Raw genomic sequence first — 17993 nt, forward strand, 5'->3', positions numbered from 1 at the left:
ACCACGCCGTCTGACCCACCCCGGCGACGCGCCTCACCAGCGGCGTACGACCACGTCGTACGCCGCGTTGGTGTACCCGGGGACCAGATCACCGGCGTCCGAACCGAACGCCACCGCCCGGAGCGCGACCGCCAAAAAACAAAGGCAAGGAGTCTCGCACTCCTTGCCACTCTTAACTTATAGCGCACAGGGGGGCTTGCGGCAAGGCCCCGGTCGTACCGCAGAATCTCTGGCCTAGGCCAGAACCTGCGGAAATAGGAGATACACGTAGTGCGTGTGTTGATGTCGGTGTATGGGACGTGCGGTGACGGCGAACCGGCGGGAGGACCCGCGCCGCGGTCGCGCGCACCTCGCGCCGAGGTGCGGACCGCCGCCCGGCAGACCTCCGCAGCCGCGGCCCAGGAACGGAGCTGACGCCATGAACCCCCTGACCACCACCAGTGTGTTCGACCTCCCCGACCGCCTCGCCGCCAAGGCCGACCCGAAGCTGACAGCGGCCGACGAGCGGCACTTCGCGGCCATCGCCGAGAGCCTGGAACAGACCATCGCCGAACTGGCCGACCGCCTCGACGCCGAACTCAAGGCGCCCGGCGGCACCGGCCGCCAGGCGATGGACCGGGACACGGAGATCCACCGGCTGACCGGCCGGCTGCGCGCCCTGCGCCGCTTCGGACTGGACCTGTGCCTCGGACACATGGCCGGCGCGGACGGCACCGAGCCGGTGTACGTCGGACGGCTCGGCCTCACCGACAGCACGGGCCGCCGGCTGCTCGTCGACTGGCGCTCCCCGGCGGCCGAGCCGTTCTTCGGAGCCACCCACGCCGACCCGATGGGCCTGGCGAGCCGCCGCAGGTACCGCTGGACCCACGGCCGGATCAGCGACTACTGGGACGAGGTGTTCACCGCCGACGGGCTCGAAGGGCACGCCGCGCTCGACGACCACTCCGCCTTCATCGCCAGCCTGGGCGGCAACCGGTCGGCCCGGATGCGGGACGTGCTCGGCACCATCCAGGCCGACCAGGACGCCATCATCCGGGCGGGCTCCCGCGGCGCCCTCGTCGTCGACGGCGGCCCGGGCACCGGCAAGACCGTCGTCGCGCTGCACCGCTCCGCCTACCTCCTCTACTCCGACCCCCGCCTCGGACACCGCCGCGGCGGCGTGCTGTTCGTCGGCCCGCACCAGCCGTACCTGTCCTACGTCGCCGACGTCCTCCCCAGCCTCGGCGAGGAGGGCGTACAGACCTGCACCCTGCGCGGCCTCGTCGCCGAGGGCGCCGACGCGGCGGTCGAGAACGACCCGGAGGCGGCCCGGCTGAAGTCGACCGCGGACATGGTGAAGGCCATCGAGAAGGCCGTCGGCATCTACGAGGAGCCGCCCACCAGGGGGATGACGGTCTCGACCGACTGGGGCGACGTCCGGCTGACCGCCGACGACTGGGCCGAGGCGTTCGAGGCACCGGACCCCGGCACTCCGCACAACGAGGCGCGCGAGCAGATATGGGAAGAGCTCGTCGCGATCCTGCTGGACAAGCTCGACGGCGACGTTCCGGGCCACGACTTCCAGCGGGCACTGCGGTACGACGAGGAACTGGTCACCACCCTGCACCGCGCGTGGCCGCTGCTCGAAGCCGCCGACCTGGTCTCGGACCTGTGGACGGTGCCCGCCTATCTGCGGCTGTGCGCTCCCTGGCTGAGCACCGACGAGGTGCGCAAGCTCCAGCGCAAGGAGGCGCCCCAGGCCTGGACGGTGTCCGACCTGCCACTCCTGGACGCGGCACGGCAGCGCCTCGGCGACCCGGAGACGGCCCGCACCAAGCGCCGGCACGCGGCCGTACTCGCCGCCCAGCGCGAGCGGATGACGCAGGTCGTCGACAACCTGATCGACGCCGCGTCCGCCTCCGGCGCCGACCTCGACGACGGCGAGGGCCTGGTGACGATGCTGCGCGGTCAGGACGCCCAGGTCAGCCTGGTCGACGAGACCGAACTGAGCATCGCGGAACCGGACCGGCTGGCCGGCCCGTTCGCGCACGTCGTGGTGGACGAGGCACAGGAACTGACCGACGCGGAATGGCAGATGCTGCTGCTCCGCTGCCCGTCCCGCAGCTTCACCATCGTCGGCGACCGCGCCCAGGCCAGGCACGGCTTCACCGAGTCGTGGCGGGAACGGCTCGAACGGATCGGGCTCGACCGGATCGACGTGGCCTCCCTGGGCATCAACTACCGCACGCCCGAAGAGGTCATGGCGGAGGCCGCGCCGGTCATCCGGACGGCGCTTCCGGACGCCAACGTGCCGGTCTCCATCCGCAGCAGCGGCATCCCCGTGGTCCACGGTCCCGTCACGGACCGGGACGCGATCCTCGACGCGTGGCTCGCGACGCACGACGAGGGGATCGCCTGCGTCATCGGCGACCCCACGTTCACGGCGACGCCGCGCGTCCGGTCGCTGACCCCGGAGCTGTCGAAGGGGCTGGAGTTCGACCTGGTCGTCCTCGTCGGCCCGGAGACGTTCGGTACGGGCATCGAAGGGACCGTCGACCGCTATGTCGCGATGACCCGGGCGACCCGGCAACTCGTCATTCTGACGAGTTCGGCCGGTTAGCTTCCGTCGGCAACACCAGCAGGGCGCTCTCGATGGCGTACCGGAGGTGGTGCCGGGCGTCGCCCCGGTCGGCCTTTTCGAGCAGCACGGTGAGGAACATGGAGTCCGGGTAGCCGTGCCCCGGTACGTCCGTCATGTCATCCCTCGCCGCCCACACCTGCGACCAGACGGCGAGCATCATCTCGTTGCAGGCTCTGGCCTGTTGGGTCCCTTGGGCCGCGTCTTCGGCGTGGGCTGCTCGCATGGATATGCCCAGACGGTACCCCAGGGCCAGCAGGAACGTACGGCGGGTGCGGGCGCCGGTTGGGGGGCGGCACGCCGTAACGGTGCTCAGGTGCTTGCCGCGGGCGGCAGTTCGCCCGAGCCGCGCGGGATGAGGCGGGTGGGGATCTCCTGGCGCTGCGGGGGGATCCCGGTGCCGTCGAGGCGGCGGAAGAGCATCGTGGCGGCGGTCCGGCCGAGGCGCGCGGCGTCCTGCGCCACGACCGTGATCGCGGGGGTCACCAGGTCGGCCAGCTCGAAGTCGTCGAAGCCCACCAGGGCCACCGGGTACGGGCGTTCGGCGAGCACCCGTACCGCCGTGACCGTGACCCGGTTGTTGCCCGCGAACAGCGCGGTCACCGGCCGCGGCCCGTCCAGCATCGCGGTGGCCGCGAAGCGCACCCGGTCGGGCGCGGTCGACCCGAGGGAGACCCATGACTCGTCGACGGGCAGCCCGGCGTCGGCCATCGCGGCGCGGTAGCCGCGCAGCCGCTCCGCGGCGGTGTGGATGCGCGGCTGGTCGCCGATGAAGCCGATCCGGCGGTGGCCGTGCGCGATCAGGTGCGCCACCGCGTCGCGGGCGCCGCCGAAGCTGTCGGACAGGACCGTGTCCGCCTCGATCCGGCCCGCCGGGCGGTCCACGAAGACGGTGGCCACGCCCGCCGCGATCTCCGGCTCCAGATAGCGGTGGTCGTCGGCGGCCGGAATGATCACCAGGCCGTCCACCCGGCGGGCGCACAGGGCGAGCACCAGCTCCTGCTCGCGCGCCGGGTCCTCCGCGCTGGACCCGTTGATGAGCAGTGCGCCGTGGTCCCGGGCGACCTCTTCGACGGCGCGGCTGAGCGGCCCGTAGAACGGGTCGGCGAGGTCTTCGAGGACCAGGCCGATGCTGGCGGTGCGGCCCTTGCGGAGGATGCGGGCGGAGTCGTTGCGGCGGAAGCCGAGGGCGGTGATGGCGTCCTGGACGCGGCGCTCGGTCTCGGGTGTGACGCCGGGTTCGCCGTTGACCACCCGGGAGACCGTCTTCAGGCCGACGCCGGCCCGGGCCGCGACGTCCTTCATCGTGGGCCGGCTTCCGTAGCGGCGGGAGGTGCCCCGGGCGGTGTCGGTCACGGTGCGCGGTCCTGATTCTGTCGGCGGCGGTGGGATGCCGGGCGGCGGGGCGGCGGCCGGGCGGCCCGGTGGGGTCGCGGCTCCGCTGCTCGCTCCGGCTGTTGCTGGAGAGACGGGCGGGGCGGGTGTGGCGGTTCCCCCTCCGGTACGCCGATGATGGCTGTGGCGGTGTCCGGGTGGCCGGTGTGTGTGGCCGGCCGGGCGGACCGTCCGGCGGTATCGCGCGACGGTGCGCGGTACGGCGTCGAGCATAACCTCTGGACAACGTTGTCAATTAGCACGAGACTGGCGTTCCCGTGCCGGGCCCACGCACCCCGGCCCAGGCGCCCACCAGGAGATTCGACACCGATGCAGACGGACCTGAGCGCAGCGCTGGACATCGGCGGCACCAAGATCGCCGGCGCGCTGGTGGACGAGCGCGGCAGGCTGCTCGTCCGCACCACCCGGCCCACCCCTGCCGACCGGGACGGCGCCACCGTACTGCGCGCACTGGCCGAGGTCGTCGGCGAGCTGACCGCGCGCCCCGAGTGGGCCGGGGTGACCGCCGTCGGCGTCGGCAGCGCGGGCCCGGTGGACGCCCGGCGCGGCACCGTCAGTCCGGTCAACATCCCCGGCTGGCGGGACTTCCCGGTCGTCGCCGAGGTACGGGACCTGGTCGGCGCGCTGCCCGTCGTCCTGGTGGGCGACGGCGTGGCCATGACCGCCGCCGAACACTGGCAGGGCGCCGCCCGCGGCTACGCCAACGCCCTGTGCATGGTGGTCTCCACGGGCGTCGGCGGCGGTCTGGTCCTGAACGGCCGGCTCCACCCCGGACCCACCGGAAACGCCGGTCACATCGGCCACATCAGTGTGGACCTCGACGGCGACCCGTGCCCGTGCGGCGCCCGCGGCTGCGTCGAACGCATCGCCAGCGGCCCCAACATCGCCCGCCGCGCCCTCGAACACGGCTGGACGCCGGGCCCGGACGGTGACACCAGCGCCGCCGCCGTGGCCGCGGCGGCCCGTGCGGGTGACCCGGTGGCCCGTCACTCGTTCGAGCGGGCCGCCCAGGCCCTCGCCGCCGGTATCGCGGCCACCGCCACCCTCGTCGAGATCGAGATCGTGGTCATCGGCGGTGGCGTCGCGGGCGCCGGTGACCTCCTCTTCGCCCCCTTGCGCCGCGCCCTGCACGACTACGCCACGCTCTCCTTCGTCCGCGACATCACGGTCGTGCCGGCCCAGATGGGTACGGATGCCGGTGTGGTGGGCGCCGCGGCCGCCGCGCAACAGTCCCGTCTCGATGCCTTCGCCCCGACGGTCTGAAGAGGCATCCCGAGCCTCGTGTCCCTCTAGGCTGGTGCCGACCATGACAGGGGACGAGTGGGGCGAACGGGGCGAGTGGCGTGAATGGCGTGAACGGGGATGTGGGCGGCGACAGCGGCGAGGGCGGCGGCGGTGCCTGTGAAGGGAGCGCCGGCGCCGGGGAGTTGACCGGGCGGCTGCTCGGCGGACGATACCGGGTCACCGGGCAGATCGGGCGCGGCGGCATGGGCGTCGTCTGCCGGGCGGTGGACGAGGTGCTGGGCCGGGAAGTCGCCGTCAAGGTGCTGCGCGCCTACACCGACGCGTCCGCCCCGGAACTGGCCGACCTGCGGACCCGGATGCAGCGCGAGGCACGGGCCGCGGCCCGCATCCGGCACTCCGGCGTCGTCACCGTGCACGACGTGATCGACGAGGACGGGCGCCCGGTCATCGTCATGGAGCTGGTCGACGGCCCGTCGCTGGACGACGTGCTCGGCCGCGGCGGCGCCATGGACGTGCGCGAGATCGCCGCCGTCGGCGCCAAGGTGATGGACGCGCTGGACGCCGCCCACCAGGTGGGCGTGCTGCACCGGGACGTCAAACCCGGCAACGTACTGCTGGAGCGCTGGGACCGGCGGGCGGACCGCCCGGACGCCGGGGTCGGCCGCGTGGTGCTCACCGACTTCGGCATCGCCAGCATCGAGGCGCCCGACGACGGGGCGACCACCCACCTCACCCGCAGCGGCGAACTCGTCGGCTCGCTCGACTACCTGCCGCCCGAGCGCGCCCAGGGGCAGCCGCCGTCGCCCGCCTCGGACATCTGGTCGCTGGGCATGACGCTGTACGCGGCCGTGGAGGGCAGCGGCGCGCCGTTCCGCCGTACGTCCGTCTGGTCGACCCTGACGGCGATCGTCTCCGAACCGCTGCCCGAGCCTCGCCGGGCCGGGCCGCTGACGCCCGTACTGCACGCGCTCATGGCCAAGGACCCGGCCGCCCGGCCGAGCGCGGCTGAGGCGCGGGCGCTGCTGATGGCGGTGGCCGACGGGCGGGACACGATGCGGCTGGGGGCCGGTTCGGGTGCGGGGCCGGGTACGGGGTCGGGCGCGTCGCGGACGCCGACCGCGCCGGACGTGTGGGCTTCGCCGTCGCCGTCGCCGTCGCCGTCGCCGTCGCCGTCAATGCCTGGCCCTGAGGCCGGCGGCGGGGCGGTGGCTCCCTTGGGCACCGGCCCGGTCCCCGGCCAGGCTCCCACCGGCCCGATCGGCGGCCCGGCCCCCACCGGCCCGGCCCCCGCGGGCCACCTCGGCGAGCGGGAGACCAGCACCGTGGCGGCCGCGAGTGCCGCCACACCGGCCGCCGGGCGCGGGCGCCGTACCGCCGTGTTCGCCGCCGCCGCGGTGGCCGCCGTCCTGGTGGCGGGCGGTGGAGTGACGTACGGGCTGATGGCCGGGGGCGCCGGCGGTACGGTCGCGGAGCGGCGGCCCGCCGCGCCTCCGGAGGAGCAGGCCGCGCGGGCGGGCGCGTCGGGTACGCCGCAGGAGACCGGGGACGCGAAGCCGGACGGCAGGGCGACCAGGAAGGACGAGGGGGAGCGGAGCGCGGCGCCCGCCACCCCGGGCGAGCCGTCGAAGGGCGTCGCGTCCGGCAAGCCGAAGCCCGGTGGCGGTGACACCGGCAAGGGCGGCGACGGGGGCGCGGCGACCGGCGGTACGGGCGGCGGGGGCGACGGCGGGCAGGGTGGTTCCGGCGGGTCCGCGTCCGGTGGCGGTGCCACCGCCTCGGGTGGCGCCGGTGCCACCGGCGGCACGGGCGGCGCACCGGAGCCCAGCTCGTGCGCGCCGATCGGCGGCGGCAAGGTCAACTGCCAGGTGTGGCGCGCCGCCGCCTCGTACACCGGCTCCTTCCAGCACGTCGGCACGCTGAACGCGGGCACCAATTACTTCTACTGCCAGGCGAATCTGGGCCGCCGCGAGACGTACGGCCGGTGGACCAACACCTGGTGGGCGAAGACGGACGACGACAGTGGCAACAGCGGCGTGTACGTCAGCGCCGTCTACCTCAAGGGCGGCCGGAACGACGCGCCGGTCCCCGGCCTGCCCACCTGCTGACCCGTCGGACACCCCCTGGAACCGGGGGCCGGCCGTGCGGCCCGCCCCCGGCCCGTGACCGGCCGCGTCAGCAGGTGAACTTGGCGTCCGCCCAGTCGGCATGGTCGTAGTACAGGCCGTCACCGACGTCCTGCACGACCAGCCGTACGGTGCTCGCGCCGGAGACCGCGGCGCTGACGGCCTTCGCCGGGTCGGCGCCGGTCAGCTTGCCGCTCTCGGCGACCTTCCGCCCGTCGGCCCACACCTCGAAGGCGACCGACCCCTGGACGCCCGTCTCGTCGTCCACACCGACCTGGGCGCTGAACGCCGAGCACTGCCCGCCGGTGTAGTACGTGATCTCGCTGGGCGCGTGGGCGCCCAGCCCCTTGGCGTACGGCACGCCGCCGATGGTGATCGGCGTCCCGTCACCGGCCCGCGGCCCGCCCACGCTCATGTCCTTCTCCACCGGCCCGTACCCGTTGGTGGCGGTGATCCAGGCCAGGTCACTGGCGTACGAGGTGCCGGCGGGCGGCGCCTGGACGGCGGTGACCGCGAGCGGCAGTGTCTGGTTGATCCGCTGTCCGCGTGGCGAACGGTAGTCGGTGGTCAGCGTCAGCTCGTACGTGCCGGGTCTGGTCCCCGCGAGGGGTGAGATCTTCCAGGCGGTGGCCAGTTCCTTGCCCGGGGGCAGGACGTGGGTCTCGGTGCCCGTGACCGGCTCGACGCGCCAGCCCTGCGGGCCCTTGAGGCCGACCTTGACGTCCAGCGCGGGGGTGTGGCCCAGGTTGCGGGTGAGGGTGGCGGTCCGGGCCTCCTTGCCGACCTCGACCGGCGGGACGCCGTCCGTCGCGGTGTCGAGGGCCGGCGGGTAGTGCGGCCACTGGCGGTCGGCGGAGACGCGGTACACGAGTGTGCCGTGTGCCGGTACGGTCCCGGCGATCTCACCGGCGGTGTGGGTGTTCTCGTGCTTCCACAGGTCGCGCAGCCGGTAGCCGCTCGCCTGCGGCAGGCCCGCTTCCTTGGCCGTCGTACTGATGTGCTGCGGCCGGCCGGTCTCGTTGAACAGGGCCACCGCCCGGTCGCCGTTGGCCAGCGGCTTGCTCAGCACCCAGCGCCCGCCCTCGGATTTCAGCACCTCGGCCTGTTTGCCCAGCGGGTCCTGGTCGAGCGCGACGACCTCCTTGTTGTCGAGGATGTCGAACGTCGCCTGGGAGGCCTTGCGCAGGTCGGTGCCGATCAGCAGCGGCGCGGCCATCATCGACCACAGCGAGAAGTGGCTGCGGTACTCGGTGTCCGTCATGCCGCCGTTGCCGACCTCCAGCATGTCCGGGTCGTTCCAGTGGCCGAGACCGGCGTACGGCGCGAGCGGCGCGTTGAACTTGAAGATCGAGACCATGCTGTCCCACACGTCACTGATGTCACCGGTGGTGCGCCACAGGTGCCCGACGTCCGCCGCCCACTCCCACGGCTTGTTCTCGCCCCACTCGCAAATGCTGTAGACGATGGGGCGGCCCGTCGCCTTCAGGGCGTCGCGCATGGTGATGTAGCGCTGCTTGGCGTCCACCCCCTGGTTATTGCAGTTGTCGTATTTCAGGTAGTCCACTCCCCAGTCGGCGAACTGCCGGGCGTCGGAGTACTCATGGCCCAGCGCGCCGGGCATCGCCTGGGCACATGTCCTGGTCCCGGCGCTGGTGTAGATGCCGAACTTCAGCCCCTTGGAGTGGACGTAGTCGGCCACGGCTTTGATGCCGTTGGGGAAACGGGTGGTGTCCGGGACCAGTTTGCCGTTCGCGTCGCGTTCCTTCTGGGCCCAGCAGTCGTCGAGGTTGACGTACTCGTAACCGGCTGCCTTGAGGCCCTTGGCGACGAAGATGTCAGCGATTCCCTTGATCATCGCCTCGTTGAAGTCGGCTCCGCAGTGGGTGGAGTTCCAGTTGTTGAAGCCCATGGGGGGCGTCTTGGCCAGGCCGTCGGGCAGCCGCGGGGCGGCGGACGCGGCTGTTCCGGCGGGGGCCGTACCGGTGGTGGAGGCGTCGGCCGGGGTGTCGGCCGTACGGGCCGCGGCGGGCAGGGCGGTCACCCCTGCCGAGCACAGGAGTGCCGCGGACAGCGCCGCGACGACTCTTCGCCGGGCGCGCCGGGTGGTGCGGGGGGTGTGCGGGCGCATGATTCGCGTCCTCCGTTTCTCGGAGAGTGCAGTAAGTCATGTACCAGTCAATTGCGAGTGTTTACGGTAAGGCTTGTTGGACTGTGTTGGAAGGCGCACGGCAGTGGCCCGGGAACGGCCCGCCAAAAGCCTTGACTGCGACCCCCGTTGGGAGTGAGATCCCAGCACTCGCGTTCGGTTCTGTTCGGTTCCACCGTCGAGGAGGGGGAGGAGACATGGTGCAGACGTGGGGTGACGGCCTGGGCGGGGACACGCGCCGGGCGGTACCCGGGGTGTCCCGGCGGTCCGTGGTGCGGGGCGTGGCGGCCGGTGCGGGGGCGGTCGCGCTGCCGTCGCTGCTCGCCGCCTGCGGCAACGGTTCCGGCGACGGCGTCACCCTGGGCTCCAACGCCTCGGACGCGGTGCCGAAGCGCGCGTACGCCGACGCCTTCGCGGCGTACGAGAAGATGTCGAAGAAGCAGGTGAAGGTCAACACCGTCAACCACGAGAACTTCCAGGAGAACATCAACCGCTACCTCCAGGGCACGCCCGATGACGTCTTCACGTGGTTCGCCGGATACCGGATGCAGTACTTCGCGCGAAAGGGCCTGCTCGCCGACATCAGTGACCTCTGGAGGAAGTTCGACGGATTCTCGGACGCGGTGCGGAAACAGTCCACGGGCGAGGACGGCAAACAGTACTTCGTGCCGTACTACTACTACCCGTGGGCGGTCTTCCACCGGAAGAGTGTTTTCCGGACGCGGGGTTACGAGATCCCGGAGAACTTCGACCAGTACCGCGCACTCGCCCGGCAGATGCAGAAGGACGGCCTCACCCCATTCGCCTTCGGCGACAAGGAAGGCTGGCCCGCCATGGGCACCTTCGACTACCTCGACATGCGGGCCAACGGATACGACTTCCACATCGCCCTGATGCGCGGCGAGAAATCCTGGACCAGCCCGCAGGTACGGCAGGTCTTCGACCTGTGGCGGAGCCTGCTGCCGTACCACCAGAAAGGCGCCAACGGCCGAACCTGGCAGGAGGCGGCCCAGTCCCTCCAGGCGAAGAAGGCCGGTATGACGGTCCTCGGACTACAGCACCCCGGCCAGCAGTTCACCGCCGAAAACCGCGCGGACCTGGACCTCTTCCCGTTCCCCGAGATCGATCCGGCATTCGGCAAGGAAGCCGTCGAAGCGCCGGTGGACGGGTTCCTGATGGCGAAAAAGGCACGGCACCGGGACGCGGCCCGTGACCTGCTCGCCTTCCTCGCCACACCACAGGCCGAGCTGATCTACCTGAAACGGGACCCGAACAACGTCGCGGTCAACAGCGCAGCCGCCACACAGACGTACGACGCCCTGCAGAAGAAGGCCCTCCGGCTGGTGTCCGGCGCCCGGCAGATATCGCAGTTCATGGACCGCGACACCCGCCCCGATTTCGCCTCGACGGTACTGATCCAGGCGATCCAGCAGTTCATCGGCGACCCCGATGACATCGACGGCCTGGTGAACAGCATCGAACGGCAGAAGAAACAGATATTCGCCGCGGACTGACGCCGTGACCACCACCGACCGTACGACCGACGGGGGACCGGGAACCATGCCGAAGACCGCGGCGCGGCGCACCGGACGCCGGGGCCCACGGCGCCACACCCGCCGCGACATCGCCGTCCTGTGCGTCCTGCTGGGCCTGCCGATCCTGCTCGACCTCCTGCTGGTGTGGGGCCCGACGATGGCCTCCATCGGCCTGTCCTTCACCGACTGGGACGGCGTCGGCGACATCGAATGGGCCGGCCTCGGCAATTACGCCCATCTCTTCGCCGATTACCCGCAGTTCTGGCCGGCGGTCCGCAACAACCTCCTGTGGCTGGCCGCCCTCGGCCTGCTCGCCACACCGTTCGGCCTGCTGCTCGCCGCCCTCATCGACCGCGGTGTGCGGTTCAGCCGCTTCTACCAGTCCACGCTCTACATGCCGGTGGTGCTCTCGCTCGCCGTCGTCGGCTTCATCGCCCAGCTGATCCTCTCCCGGGACCAGGGCGCCCTGAACGTCCTGCTGGGCAACGAGCGGGACCCGGTCGACTGGCTCGGCGACCCGGACCTCAACATCTGGATGATCCTGCTCGCCGCCTGCTGGCGGCACACCGGATACGTGATGATCCTCTACCTCGCCGGGCTGAAGTCGGTGGACCCGACGCTCAAGGAGGCCGCCGCCATCGACGGGGCCACCGAGCGGCAGACGTTCCTGCGGGTCGTCCTGCCGGCGCTGCGCCCGGTGAACGTCATCGTCGGCGTCATCACCGTCATCGAGGCCCTGCGCGCCTTCGACATCGTCTACGCCGTCAACAAGGGCCGCAACGGACTGGAACTGCTGTCCGTCCTGGTGACCGACAACATCGTCGGCGAGGCGAGCCGGATCGGCTTCGGATCGGCCATCGCCGTCGTCCTGCTGCTGGTCTCCCTCGGGTTCATCATCACCTATCTCGTCCAGGAACTGAGGGGGGAGGAGCGCCGATGACCGCGCCCGCCGTACGGACCACGCGTCCGGTGCGCCCCGCGGGACCTGCGGGCGGCGCACCGGGCCGCCACCGGGCCCGGCGGGACGGCAGCCGGGGCGGCCGCTGGGGTGTGCACGCCTTTCTGCTCACCGTCTCGCTCGCCTTCCTCGCCCCGCTGGTGCTCGCCGTGTACGCCTCGCTGCGCCCGTACGAGGAGACCGCCAGGGACGGATACTTCTCCTGGCCGAGCCGGCTCTCCTTCGACTATTACCGGCAGGCGTTCACCAATTCCGGCATGGGCCGGTATTTCCTGAACACGCTGCTGATCGCGGTGCCGGGCGTCCTGATCACGCTCTTCCTGGCGTCCTTCGCCGCCTTCGCGGTGGCCCGGTTGCGGCTGCGCGGCTCACTGCTCCTGCTGATGTTCTTCACGGCCGGCAACCTGCTGCCGCAACAGGTCATCGTCACCCCGCTCTACGTGCTCTTCACCAAGGTGCCGCTGCCGTACTGGATGTCCGACTCTCTGACGCTCTACGACTCCCTGTGGGCCGTGCTCGCCGTGCAGGTCGCCTTCCAGCTCGGCTTCTGCGTCTTCGTGCTGGCGAATTTCATGCGCACCCTGCCGCGGGAAATCCTGGAGGCCGCGATCGTCGACGGCGCCGGCGTCTGGACGCGCTACCGGCATGTGACACTGCCGCTGTGCCGGCCCGCCCTCGCCGCGCTGGGCACCCTGGAATTCACCTGGATGTACAACGACTTCCTCTGGGGTCTGGTCTTCCTCTCCGACGGGGACAAACTGCCGGTCACCTCGGCCCTGAACAATCTGCGCGGACAGTTCTTCACCGACTACAACCTGCTGGCGGCGGGCTCGGTCATCGTCGCCTTGCCCACGGTCGTCGTCTTTCTGCTCCTGCAACGGCACTTCATCGCGGGGCTGACCCTCGGCGCGAACAAGGGGTGACGGGCCCGGGCCGCGCTCCGTATGCTCGCGCGCGGGAATTCGGTGCGTGGCCCCTTGCCGGGCAGGGCCGGGGCGGCGACGCTCCGGCTACCACCCGAGCAGGAAAGGGGAGCGCCATGACGAATGCTCAGATGTGGGCGCTGATCATCGGCTTCGCTTCGCCGGTGTTCATCTCCGTCGTCAATCAGCCGCAATGGTCCCATGCCACCAGGACCCTGGTGCAGGTGGTGGTCTCGGTGCTGGTGGGACTGGGGAGCGCGCTCTTCGCCGGTGACTTCGCCGGAAAGGACGTGGTCACCAGCATCCTGGTCGCCGCGGTGGCCGCGATCAGCGCGTACAAGGGGGTCTTCAAACCTTCCGGCATCGCGCCGAAGGTGGAAAAGGCCACGTCCGTGGCAGCGCGCGGATAGCCCCGGCCCCGCAAGAGTTTCCGTGGCAGGGTGTTACGGGCAACTCACAGGGGTCTAGGGACAAGGGGGCAATGTGATCGTCTGGCTGAACGGCGCGTCCGGTGCGGGAAAGTCCACCGCGGCCCGGCACCTGCTGGACCTGCTTCCCGGCAGCACGCTCTACGACCCCGAGCTGGTCGGCAGCGAGCTGCGACGGATGCTGCCCGCCGCACGGCTGGCGCGGATAGCCGGCTACCAGGACCTGCCGTCCTGGCGCCGGCTGGTCGTGGACACGGCCGCCGCCCTGCTCAACGAGGTGCCGGGGCCGCTCATCACCCCCATGCCGCTGCTGCGCCAGGAGTACCGGGACGAGATATTCGGGGGACTCGCCTCACGCCGGGTGCCCGTACGCCATGTCCTGCTGCACGCGGAGGAAACGATCCTCCGCGAGCGTGCGGGCCTCACCGGCCGAACCGGGGGCCCGGCGGGCGACGCGGCGGGCCGGCAGCGGAGCCTGGCACACCTGGAGTCGTACGAGGACGCGCTCGGCTGGCTCAAGCAGGACGCGCACGTCATCGACACGGCCCGGCTGACACCCCGGGAGACCGCCGAACGGGTCGCGGAAGCGGTCCGCACCGGCGCCGGGGCCTGCGACATCGTGCAGACACCGGAACCCACCGCGGAGACCCTGGCCGCCGGCGTGCTGCTCTTCGACGACGCCGACCGGGTGCTCCTGGTCGATCCGACGTACAAGCCGGGCTGGGAGTTCCCCGGCGGGGTCGTCGAGCCGGGCGAGCCGCCGGCCCGCGCGGGGCTGCGCGAGGTCACCGAGGAACTGGGCATCCGGCTGCACAGCGCACCACGCCTGCTGGTGCTCGACTGGGAACCGCCCAAGCCGCCCGGCTTCGGCGGACTGCGGATGCTCTTCGACGGCGGACGGCTGGCGGGCGAGCAGATCCGCGACCTGCTGCTCCCCGGCCCCGAACTGCGGGACTGGCGCTTCGCCACCGAGGAGGAGGCGGCGGACATGCTGCCCCCGGTGCGCTGGAACCGGCTGCGCTGGGCCCTGCGCGCACGCGAACAGGGACGCCCGCTCAATCTTGAGGCGGGCGTTCCTGTGGGGTGAGGTGGTGGCCCCGGGAGACACCGGTTCAGGAGTGGCAGCCGGGGCGGCGGGCCGGGCCGGTGGGTCGGGAGGCATCGGTGCAGGAGGCACCGGTGCGGGAGGCGGTCCGGGGCTGCGGGAGACCCCCGGACCTGCCGTCACGCGCCGTCGCCGGCTCTCACCGGGTGCCGTACGGGCGGCTCAGCTGCCGGCGGCCTCGTACTGCCGCGCGTACCGCTGGAGGAACAGTGCCTCGGCCAGCGAGAGGCGCTCCAGTTCCTCCGGCGATACGCTCTCGTTGACCGCGTGGATCTGCGCCTCCGGCTCGCTGAGTCCGATGAGCAGGATCTCGGCCTGCGGGTAGAGCGCGGCCAGGGTATTGCACAGCGGGATCGACCCGCCCATACCGGACGTCTGCATCTCGGTGCCGTCGTACGCCTCGCGCATCGCCTCCGCCATCGACGCGTACGCCGGGCTGCCGGTGTCCGCGCGGAACGGCTGGCCCTGCCCGATCTGCTCGACGGTGACCCGCGCGCCCCACGGGGCGGCGTTCTCCAGGTGGGCGGTGAGCAGCTCGGACGCCTTCACGGCGTCCGTGCCCGGCGGGATGCGGAGGCTGACCAGCGCCCGCGCGCCCGCCTGCACGGACGGCGTGGCGCCGACCACCGGCGGGCAGTCGATGCCGAGGACGGTGACGGCGGGCCGGGCCCAGATGCGGTCGGCGACCGTGCCGTCGCCGGTCAGCCCGACGCCGTCGAGCACCTTGGCGTCCTTGCGGAACTCCTCCTCCGGGTACTGCAGGCCTTCCCAGTGGGCGTCCGCCGCCAGCCCGTCGACGGTCGTCGAGCCGTCCTCGGCGCGCAGCGAGTCCAGTACGCGGATCAGCGCCGCCAGCGCGTCCGGCGCCGCACCGCCGAACTGGCCGGAGTGCAGATTGCCCGCCAGCGTGTCCACCCGGACGCGGACCAGCGTCATGCCGCGCAGCGTCGCCGTCACCGTCGGCAGGCCGACCCGGAAGTTGCCGGTGTCACCGATCACGATGGTGTCGGCGGTCAGCAGTTCGGGGTGCGCCTCGGCGTACTGCTCCAGGCCGCCGGTGCCCTGCTCCTCCGAGCCCTCGACGATCACCTTGACGTTGACCGGGACGCCGCCGTGCTCCTTGAGCGCCCGCAGCGCCGTCAGGTGCATGATCAGACCGCCCTTGCAGTCCGCGGCGCCGCGCCCGTACCAGCGGCCGTCCCGCTCGGTCAGCTCGAACGGCGGCGATATCCAGGCGGCCTCGTCCAGCGGCGGCTGCACGTCGTAGTGCGCGTACAGCAGCACCGTCGGCGCGCCGGCGGGCCCCGGCAGGAAGCCGTACACGGACTGGGTGCCGTCCGGGGTGTCCAGCAGCGCCACATCCGTGAAGCCCTCGGACCGCAGCGCGCCCGCCACCCACTCGGCGGCGGCCTCGCACTCGCTGCGGGGGAACTGCGCCGGGTCGGCGACCGACTTGAAGGCCACCAGCTCGGCCAGTTCGGTCCGGGCCCGGGGCTGCAGCGAGGCGACGGTGTGCGCGAGCGGGCTGTCAGGCATGGAACGCTCCTTGTGGGCGCGGCGTTGTACACGTGGGTTCACGTGCCGGTCCGTCCGGTTCTACCGCACCGGACCAACCGTACGTACGGGCGATTGTGGGGCCGATCTTCCCACAGGAAGCGCGCCCGACGACGCGCCGTAGGATGCGGGCGGTACGCGCAGCAAGGCATCGAACGGGAGCAGAAGCACAGGTGAGCAGCGACAGCGCAGCCGAGGAGAACCAGCAGGTGTGGGACGTCGTGGTGGTGGGCGCGGGGCCCGCCGGAGCCTCGGCCGCCTACGCCGCGGCGTGTACGGGACGCCGGGTGCTGCTCCTGGAGAAAGCCGAACTGCCCCGCTACAAAACCTGTGGCGGCGGCATCATCGGACCGTCCCGCGACGCGCTGCCACCGGGCTTCGACCTGCCACTGCGCGACCGGGTGCACGCGGTCACGTTCTCGCTCAACGGGAAGCTGACCCGCACGCGCCGCTCCAAGAACATGCTGTTCGGGCTCATCAACCGTCCCGACTTCGACGCCCAGCTGGTCAAGACGGCCCAGGACGCCGGCGCCGAGCTGCGCACCGGCGCCACGGTCTCCCGCGTCGAACAGCACGGCTCGGCGGTGCCGGACCGGCGGACCGTCGCCGTGGTGCTGGGCGACGGCGAGGTGGTGCTGGCCCGCTCGGTGGTCGGCGCGGACGGCAGCGCCAGCCGGATAGGCGCGCACGTCGGCGTGAAGATGGACCAGGTCGACCTGGGCCTGGAGGCCGAGATCCCGGTACCGCCGACGGTCGCCGAGGACTGGGCCGGGCGGGTGCTCGTGGACTGGGGCCCCATCCCGGGCAGCTACGGCTGGGTCTTCCCCAAGGGCGACACCCTCACCGTCGGCGTGATCTCGGCCCGCGGCGAGGGCGCCGCTACCAAGCGCTATCTGGACGACTTCATCGGCCGGCTCGGCCTCGCGGGCTTCGAGCCGGACATCTCCTCCGGGCACCTGACCCGCTGCCGCGCCGACGACTCGCCGCTCTCCCGCGGCCGCGTCCTGGTGTGCGGCGACGCCGCCGGACTGCTGGAGCCGTGGACCCGCGAGGGGATCTCCTTCGCGCTGCGGTCCGGGCGGCTCGCGGGGGAGTGGGCGGCCCGCGTCTCGGAGGCGCACGACGCGGTGGACGCGCGGCGCCAGGCCCTGAACTACGCCTTCGCGATCAAGGCCGGGCTGGGCGTCGAGATGGGCGTCGGCCGCCGCATGCTCACGCTCTTCTCCCGCCGTCCCGGCATGATCCACGCCGCCCTCACCGGCTTCCGCCCGGCCTGGCTCGCCTTCGCGAAGATCGTCCGCGGCACGACGACCCTGGCCGAGATCGTCCGCACGCATCCGGTCGCGCGGCGGGCGTTGGGGGCGTTGGACCGGTAGGGGGTGGGGAGCCGTGGGGTGGGGCTGAGCCGGGGCTGAGACGGGGTGGGGGCGCCGGGGGCTCTCAGGGGCTGTCAGGACGTGCCCGGTTCCCGTGTGGTGAACGTGAGCCTGAAGACCGGGTGGGCGGGCGCCGACGCGAGCAGTTCCTCGTCGGAGGACGTGGCGTCCACCCCGCCGAAGTACGGTTTCACCTCCCACCCCCACCGCTTCAGATAGGCGCGCAACAGCTCCGGGGCCTCGGCGGCGGGCAGCTCCTCGGCCGTGAAACGGCGGATGCGGCGGCCGACGCGCAGTTCGCCACCGCCCGCCGCCCGCAGATTGCGTACCCACGCCGACTCGCCGCGGGCGGACACCAGGTACCGGCTGCCCCGGTACGTCAGCGGGTTGACCGGAACACGCCGCCATGTGCCGCTCGTACGCCCGCGTACCGCCAGATCCGCCGCTCCGGCGAAGCTGACGCCGCGGCGGGCCAGCCAGCAAACCCCGCCGCACCGGATAAATCACAAGCTCAGGCGGGCTGCGAGGCGGCCGGGCTTGTCGTAGGCAGGTGTGGTCGTCATCGGGCGGCCTCCGGGGTCGGCGGCG

The 17993-nt window shown here is 72.1% G+C and carries 14 protein-coding genes; 9 read left to right on the forward strand and 5 right to left on the reverse strand.

The genetic code is table 11. The annotated features are described in order from the left end of the window. The first annotated feature begins 418 nt into the window (after positions 1-418). The gene (gene helR / locus ACZ53K_RS10085) at positions 419-2599 is read left to right on the forward strand and encodes an RNA polymerase recycling motor ATPase HelR (RefSeq protein ID WP_468833613.1); all 2181 of its coding nucleotides are present in this window, start codon (positions 419-421) and stop codon (positions 2597-2599) included. On the opposite strand, the gene ACZ53K_RS10090 is transcribed toward helR, so the two are convergent. Both ACZ53K_RS10090 and ACZ53K_RS10095 read right to left on the reverse strand, forming a co-directional pair. Further along, positions 2574-2843: a hypothetical protein gene (locus tag ACZ53K_RS10090; RefSeq protein ID WP_468833616.1), complete on the reverse strand. Its 270-nt coding sequence runs from the start codon at positions 2841-2843 to the stop codon at positions 2574-2576. The genes helR and ACZ53K_RS10090 overlap by 26 nt on opposite strands. 86 nt (positions 2844-2929) lie before the next feature. Continuing rightward, the gene (locus ACZ53K_RS10095) at positions 2930-3973 is read right to left on the reverse strand and encodes a LacI family DNA-binding transcriptional regulator (RefSeq protein ID WP_468833618.1); all 1044 of its coding nucleotides are present in this window, start codon (positions 3971-3973) and stop codon (positions 2930-2932) included. A gap of 348 nt (positions 3974-4321) precedes the next feature. Between ACZ53K_RS10095 and ACZ53K_RS10100 the strand changes: the two genes are divergently transcribed. Beyond that, entirely contained in the window at positions 4322-5275 is a 954-nt protein-coding gene (locus tag ACZ53K_RS10100) for an ROK family protein (RefSeq protein WP_468833620.1), read from the forward strand. Positions 5276-5364: 89 nt separating this feature from the next. Continuing rightward, complete coding sequence (locus ACZ53K_RS10105) at positions 5365-7362, forward strand: serine/threonine-protein kinase (RefSeq protein ID WP_468833623.1); 1998 nt, start codon at positions 5365-5367, stop codon at positions 7360-7362. A gap of 67 nt (positions 7363-7429) precedes the next feature. On the opposite strand, the gene ACZ53K_RS10110 is transcribed toward ACZ53K_RS10105, so the two are convergent. Then, positions 7430-9508, reverse strand: a complete 2079-nt coding sequence (locus tag ACZ53K_RS10110) for an NPCBM/NEW2 domain-containing protein (protein ID WP_468833625.1) — start codon at positions 9506-9508, stop codon at positions 7430-7432. Between the two features lie 272 nt (positions 9509-9780). On the opposite strand from ACZ53K_RS10110, the gene ACZ53K_RS10115 reads away from it, so the two are divergent. The 5 genes from ACZ53K_RS10115 to ACZ53K_RS10135 all read left to right on the forward strand — a co-directional run bounded on the left by ACZ53K_RS10115 (position 9781) and on the right by ACZ53K_RS10135 (position 14457). After that, a complete protein-coding gene (locus ACZ53K_RS10115) occupies positions 9781-11040 on the forward strand; it encodes an ABC transporter substrate-binding protein (RefSeq protein WP_468833998.1) in 1260 nt (419 codons plus the stop codon). A 46-nt stretch (positions 11041-11086) separates the two neighbouring features. Next, the gene (locus tag ACZ53K_RS10120) at positions 11087-12001 is read left to right on the forward strand and encodes a carbohydrate ABC transporter permease (RefSeq protein ID WP_468834000.1); all 915 of its coding nucleotides are present in this window, start codon (positions 11087-11089) and stop codon (positions 11999-12001) included. Further along, positions 11998-12942, forward strand: a complete 945-nt coding sequence (locus ACZ53K_RS10125; RefSeq protein WP_468833627.1) for a carbohydrate ABC transporter permease — start codon at positions 11998-12000, stop codon at positions 12940-12942. Before ACZ53K_RS10120 ends, ACZ53K_RS10125 begins: the two co-directional genes overlap by 4 nt. Positions 12943-13058: 116 nt before the next feature. Further along, entirely contained in the window at positions 13059-13352 is a 294-nt protein-coding gene (locus ACZ53K_RS10130) for a hypothetical protein (protein WP_365845052.1), read from the forward strand. A 73-nt stretch (positions 13353-13425) separates the two neighbouring features. After that, the gene (locus ACZ53K_RS10135) at positions 13426-14457 is read left to right on the forward strand and encodes an NUDIX hydrolase (RefSeq protein ID WP_468833630.1); all 1032 of its coding nucleotides are present in this window, start codon (positions 13426-13428) and stop codon (positions 14455-14457) included. Between the two features lie 180 nt (positions 14458-14637). Here ACZ53K_RS10135 and ACZ53K_RS10140 read toward each other — a convergent pair whose 3' ends face one another. Then, positions 14638-16011 carry a M20/M25/M40 family metallo-hydrolase gene (locus tag ACZ53K_RS10140; RefSeq protein WP_468833632.1) on the reverse strand — a complete coding sequence of 458 codons (1374 nt, stop codon included), beginning with the start codon at positions 16009-16011 and terminating at the stop codon, positions 14638-14640. Between the two features lie 191 nt (positions 16012-16202). Here ACZ53K_RS10140 and ACZ53K_RS10145 point away from each other — a divergent pair, with 191 nt between their 5' ends. Continuing rightward, complete coding sequence (locus tag ACZ53K_RS10145; protein WP_468833634.1) at positions 16203-17405, forward strand: geranylgeranyl reductase family protein; 1203 nt, start codon at positions 16203-16205, stop codon at positions 17403-17405. Positions 17406-17479: 74 nt separating this feature from the next. Here ACZ53K_RS10145 and ACZ53K_RS10150 read toward each other — a convergent pair whose 3' ends face one another. Beyond that, positions 17480-17905 (reverse strand): nitroreductase family deazaflavin-dependent oxidoreductase, encoded by a 426-nt coding sequence (locus ACZ53K_RS10150; RefSeq protein WP_468834002.1) that lies wholly within the window; start codon positions 17903-17905, stop codon positions 17480-17482. Between the last annotated feature and the right edge of the window lie 88 nt (positions 17906-17993).

Source organism: Streptomyces sp. NPDC033221 (assembly GCF_055577005.1).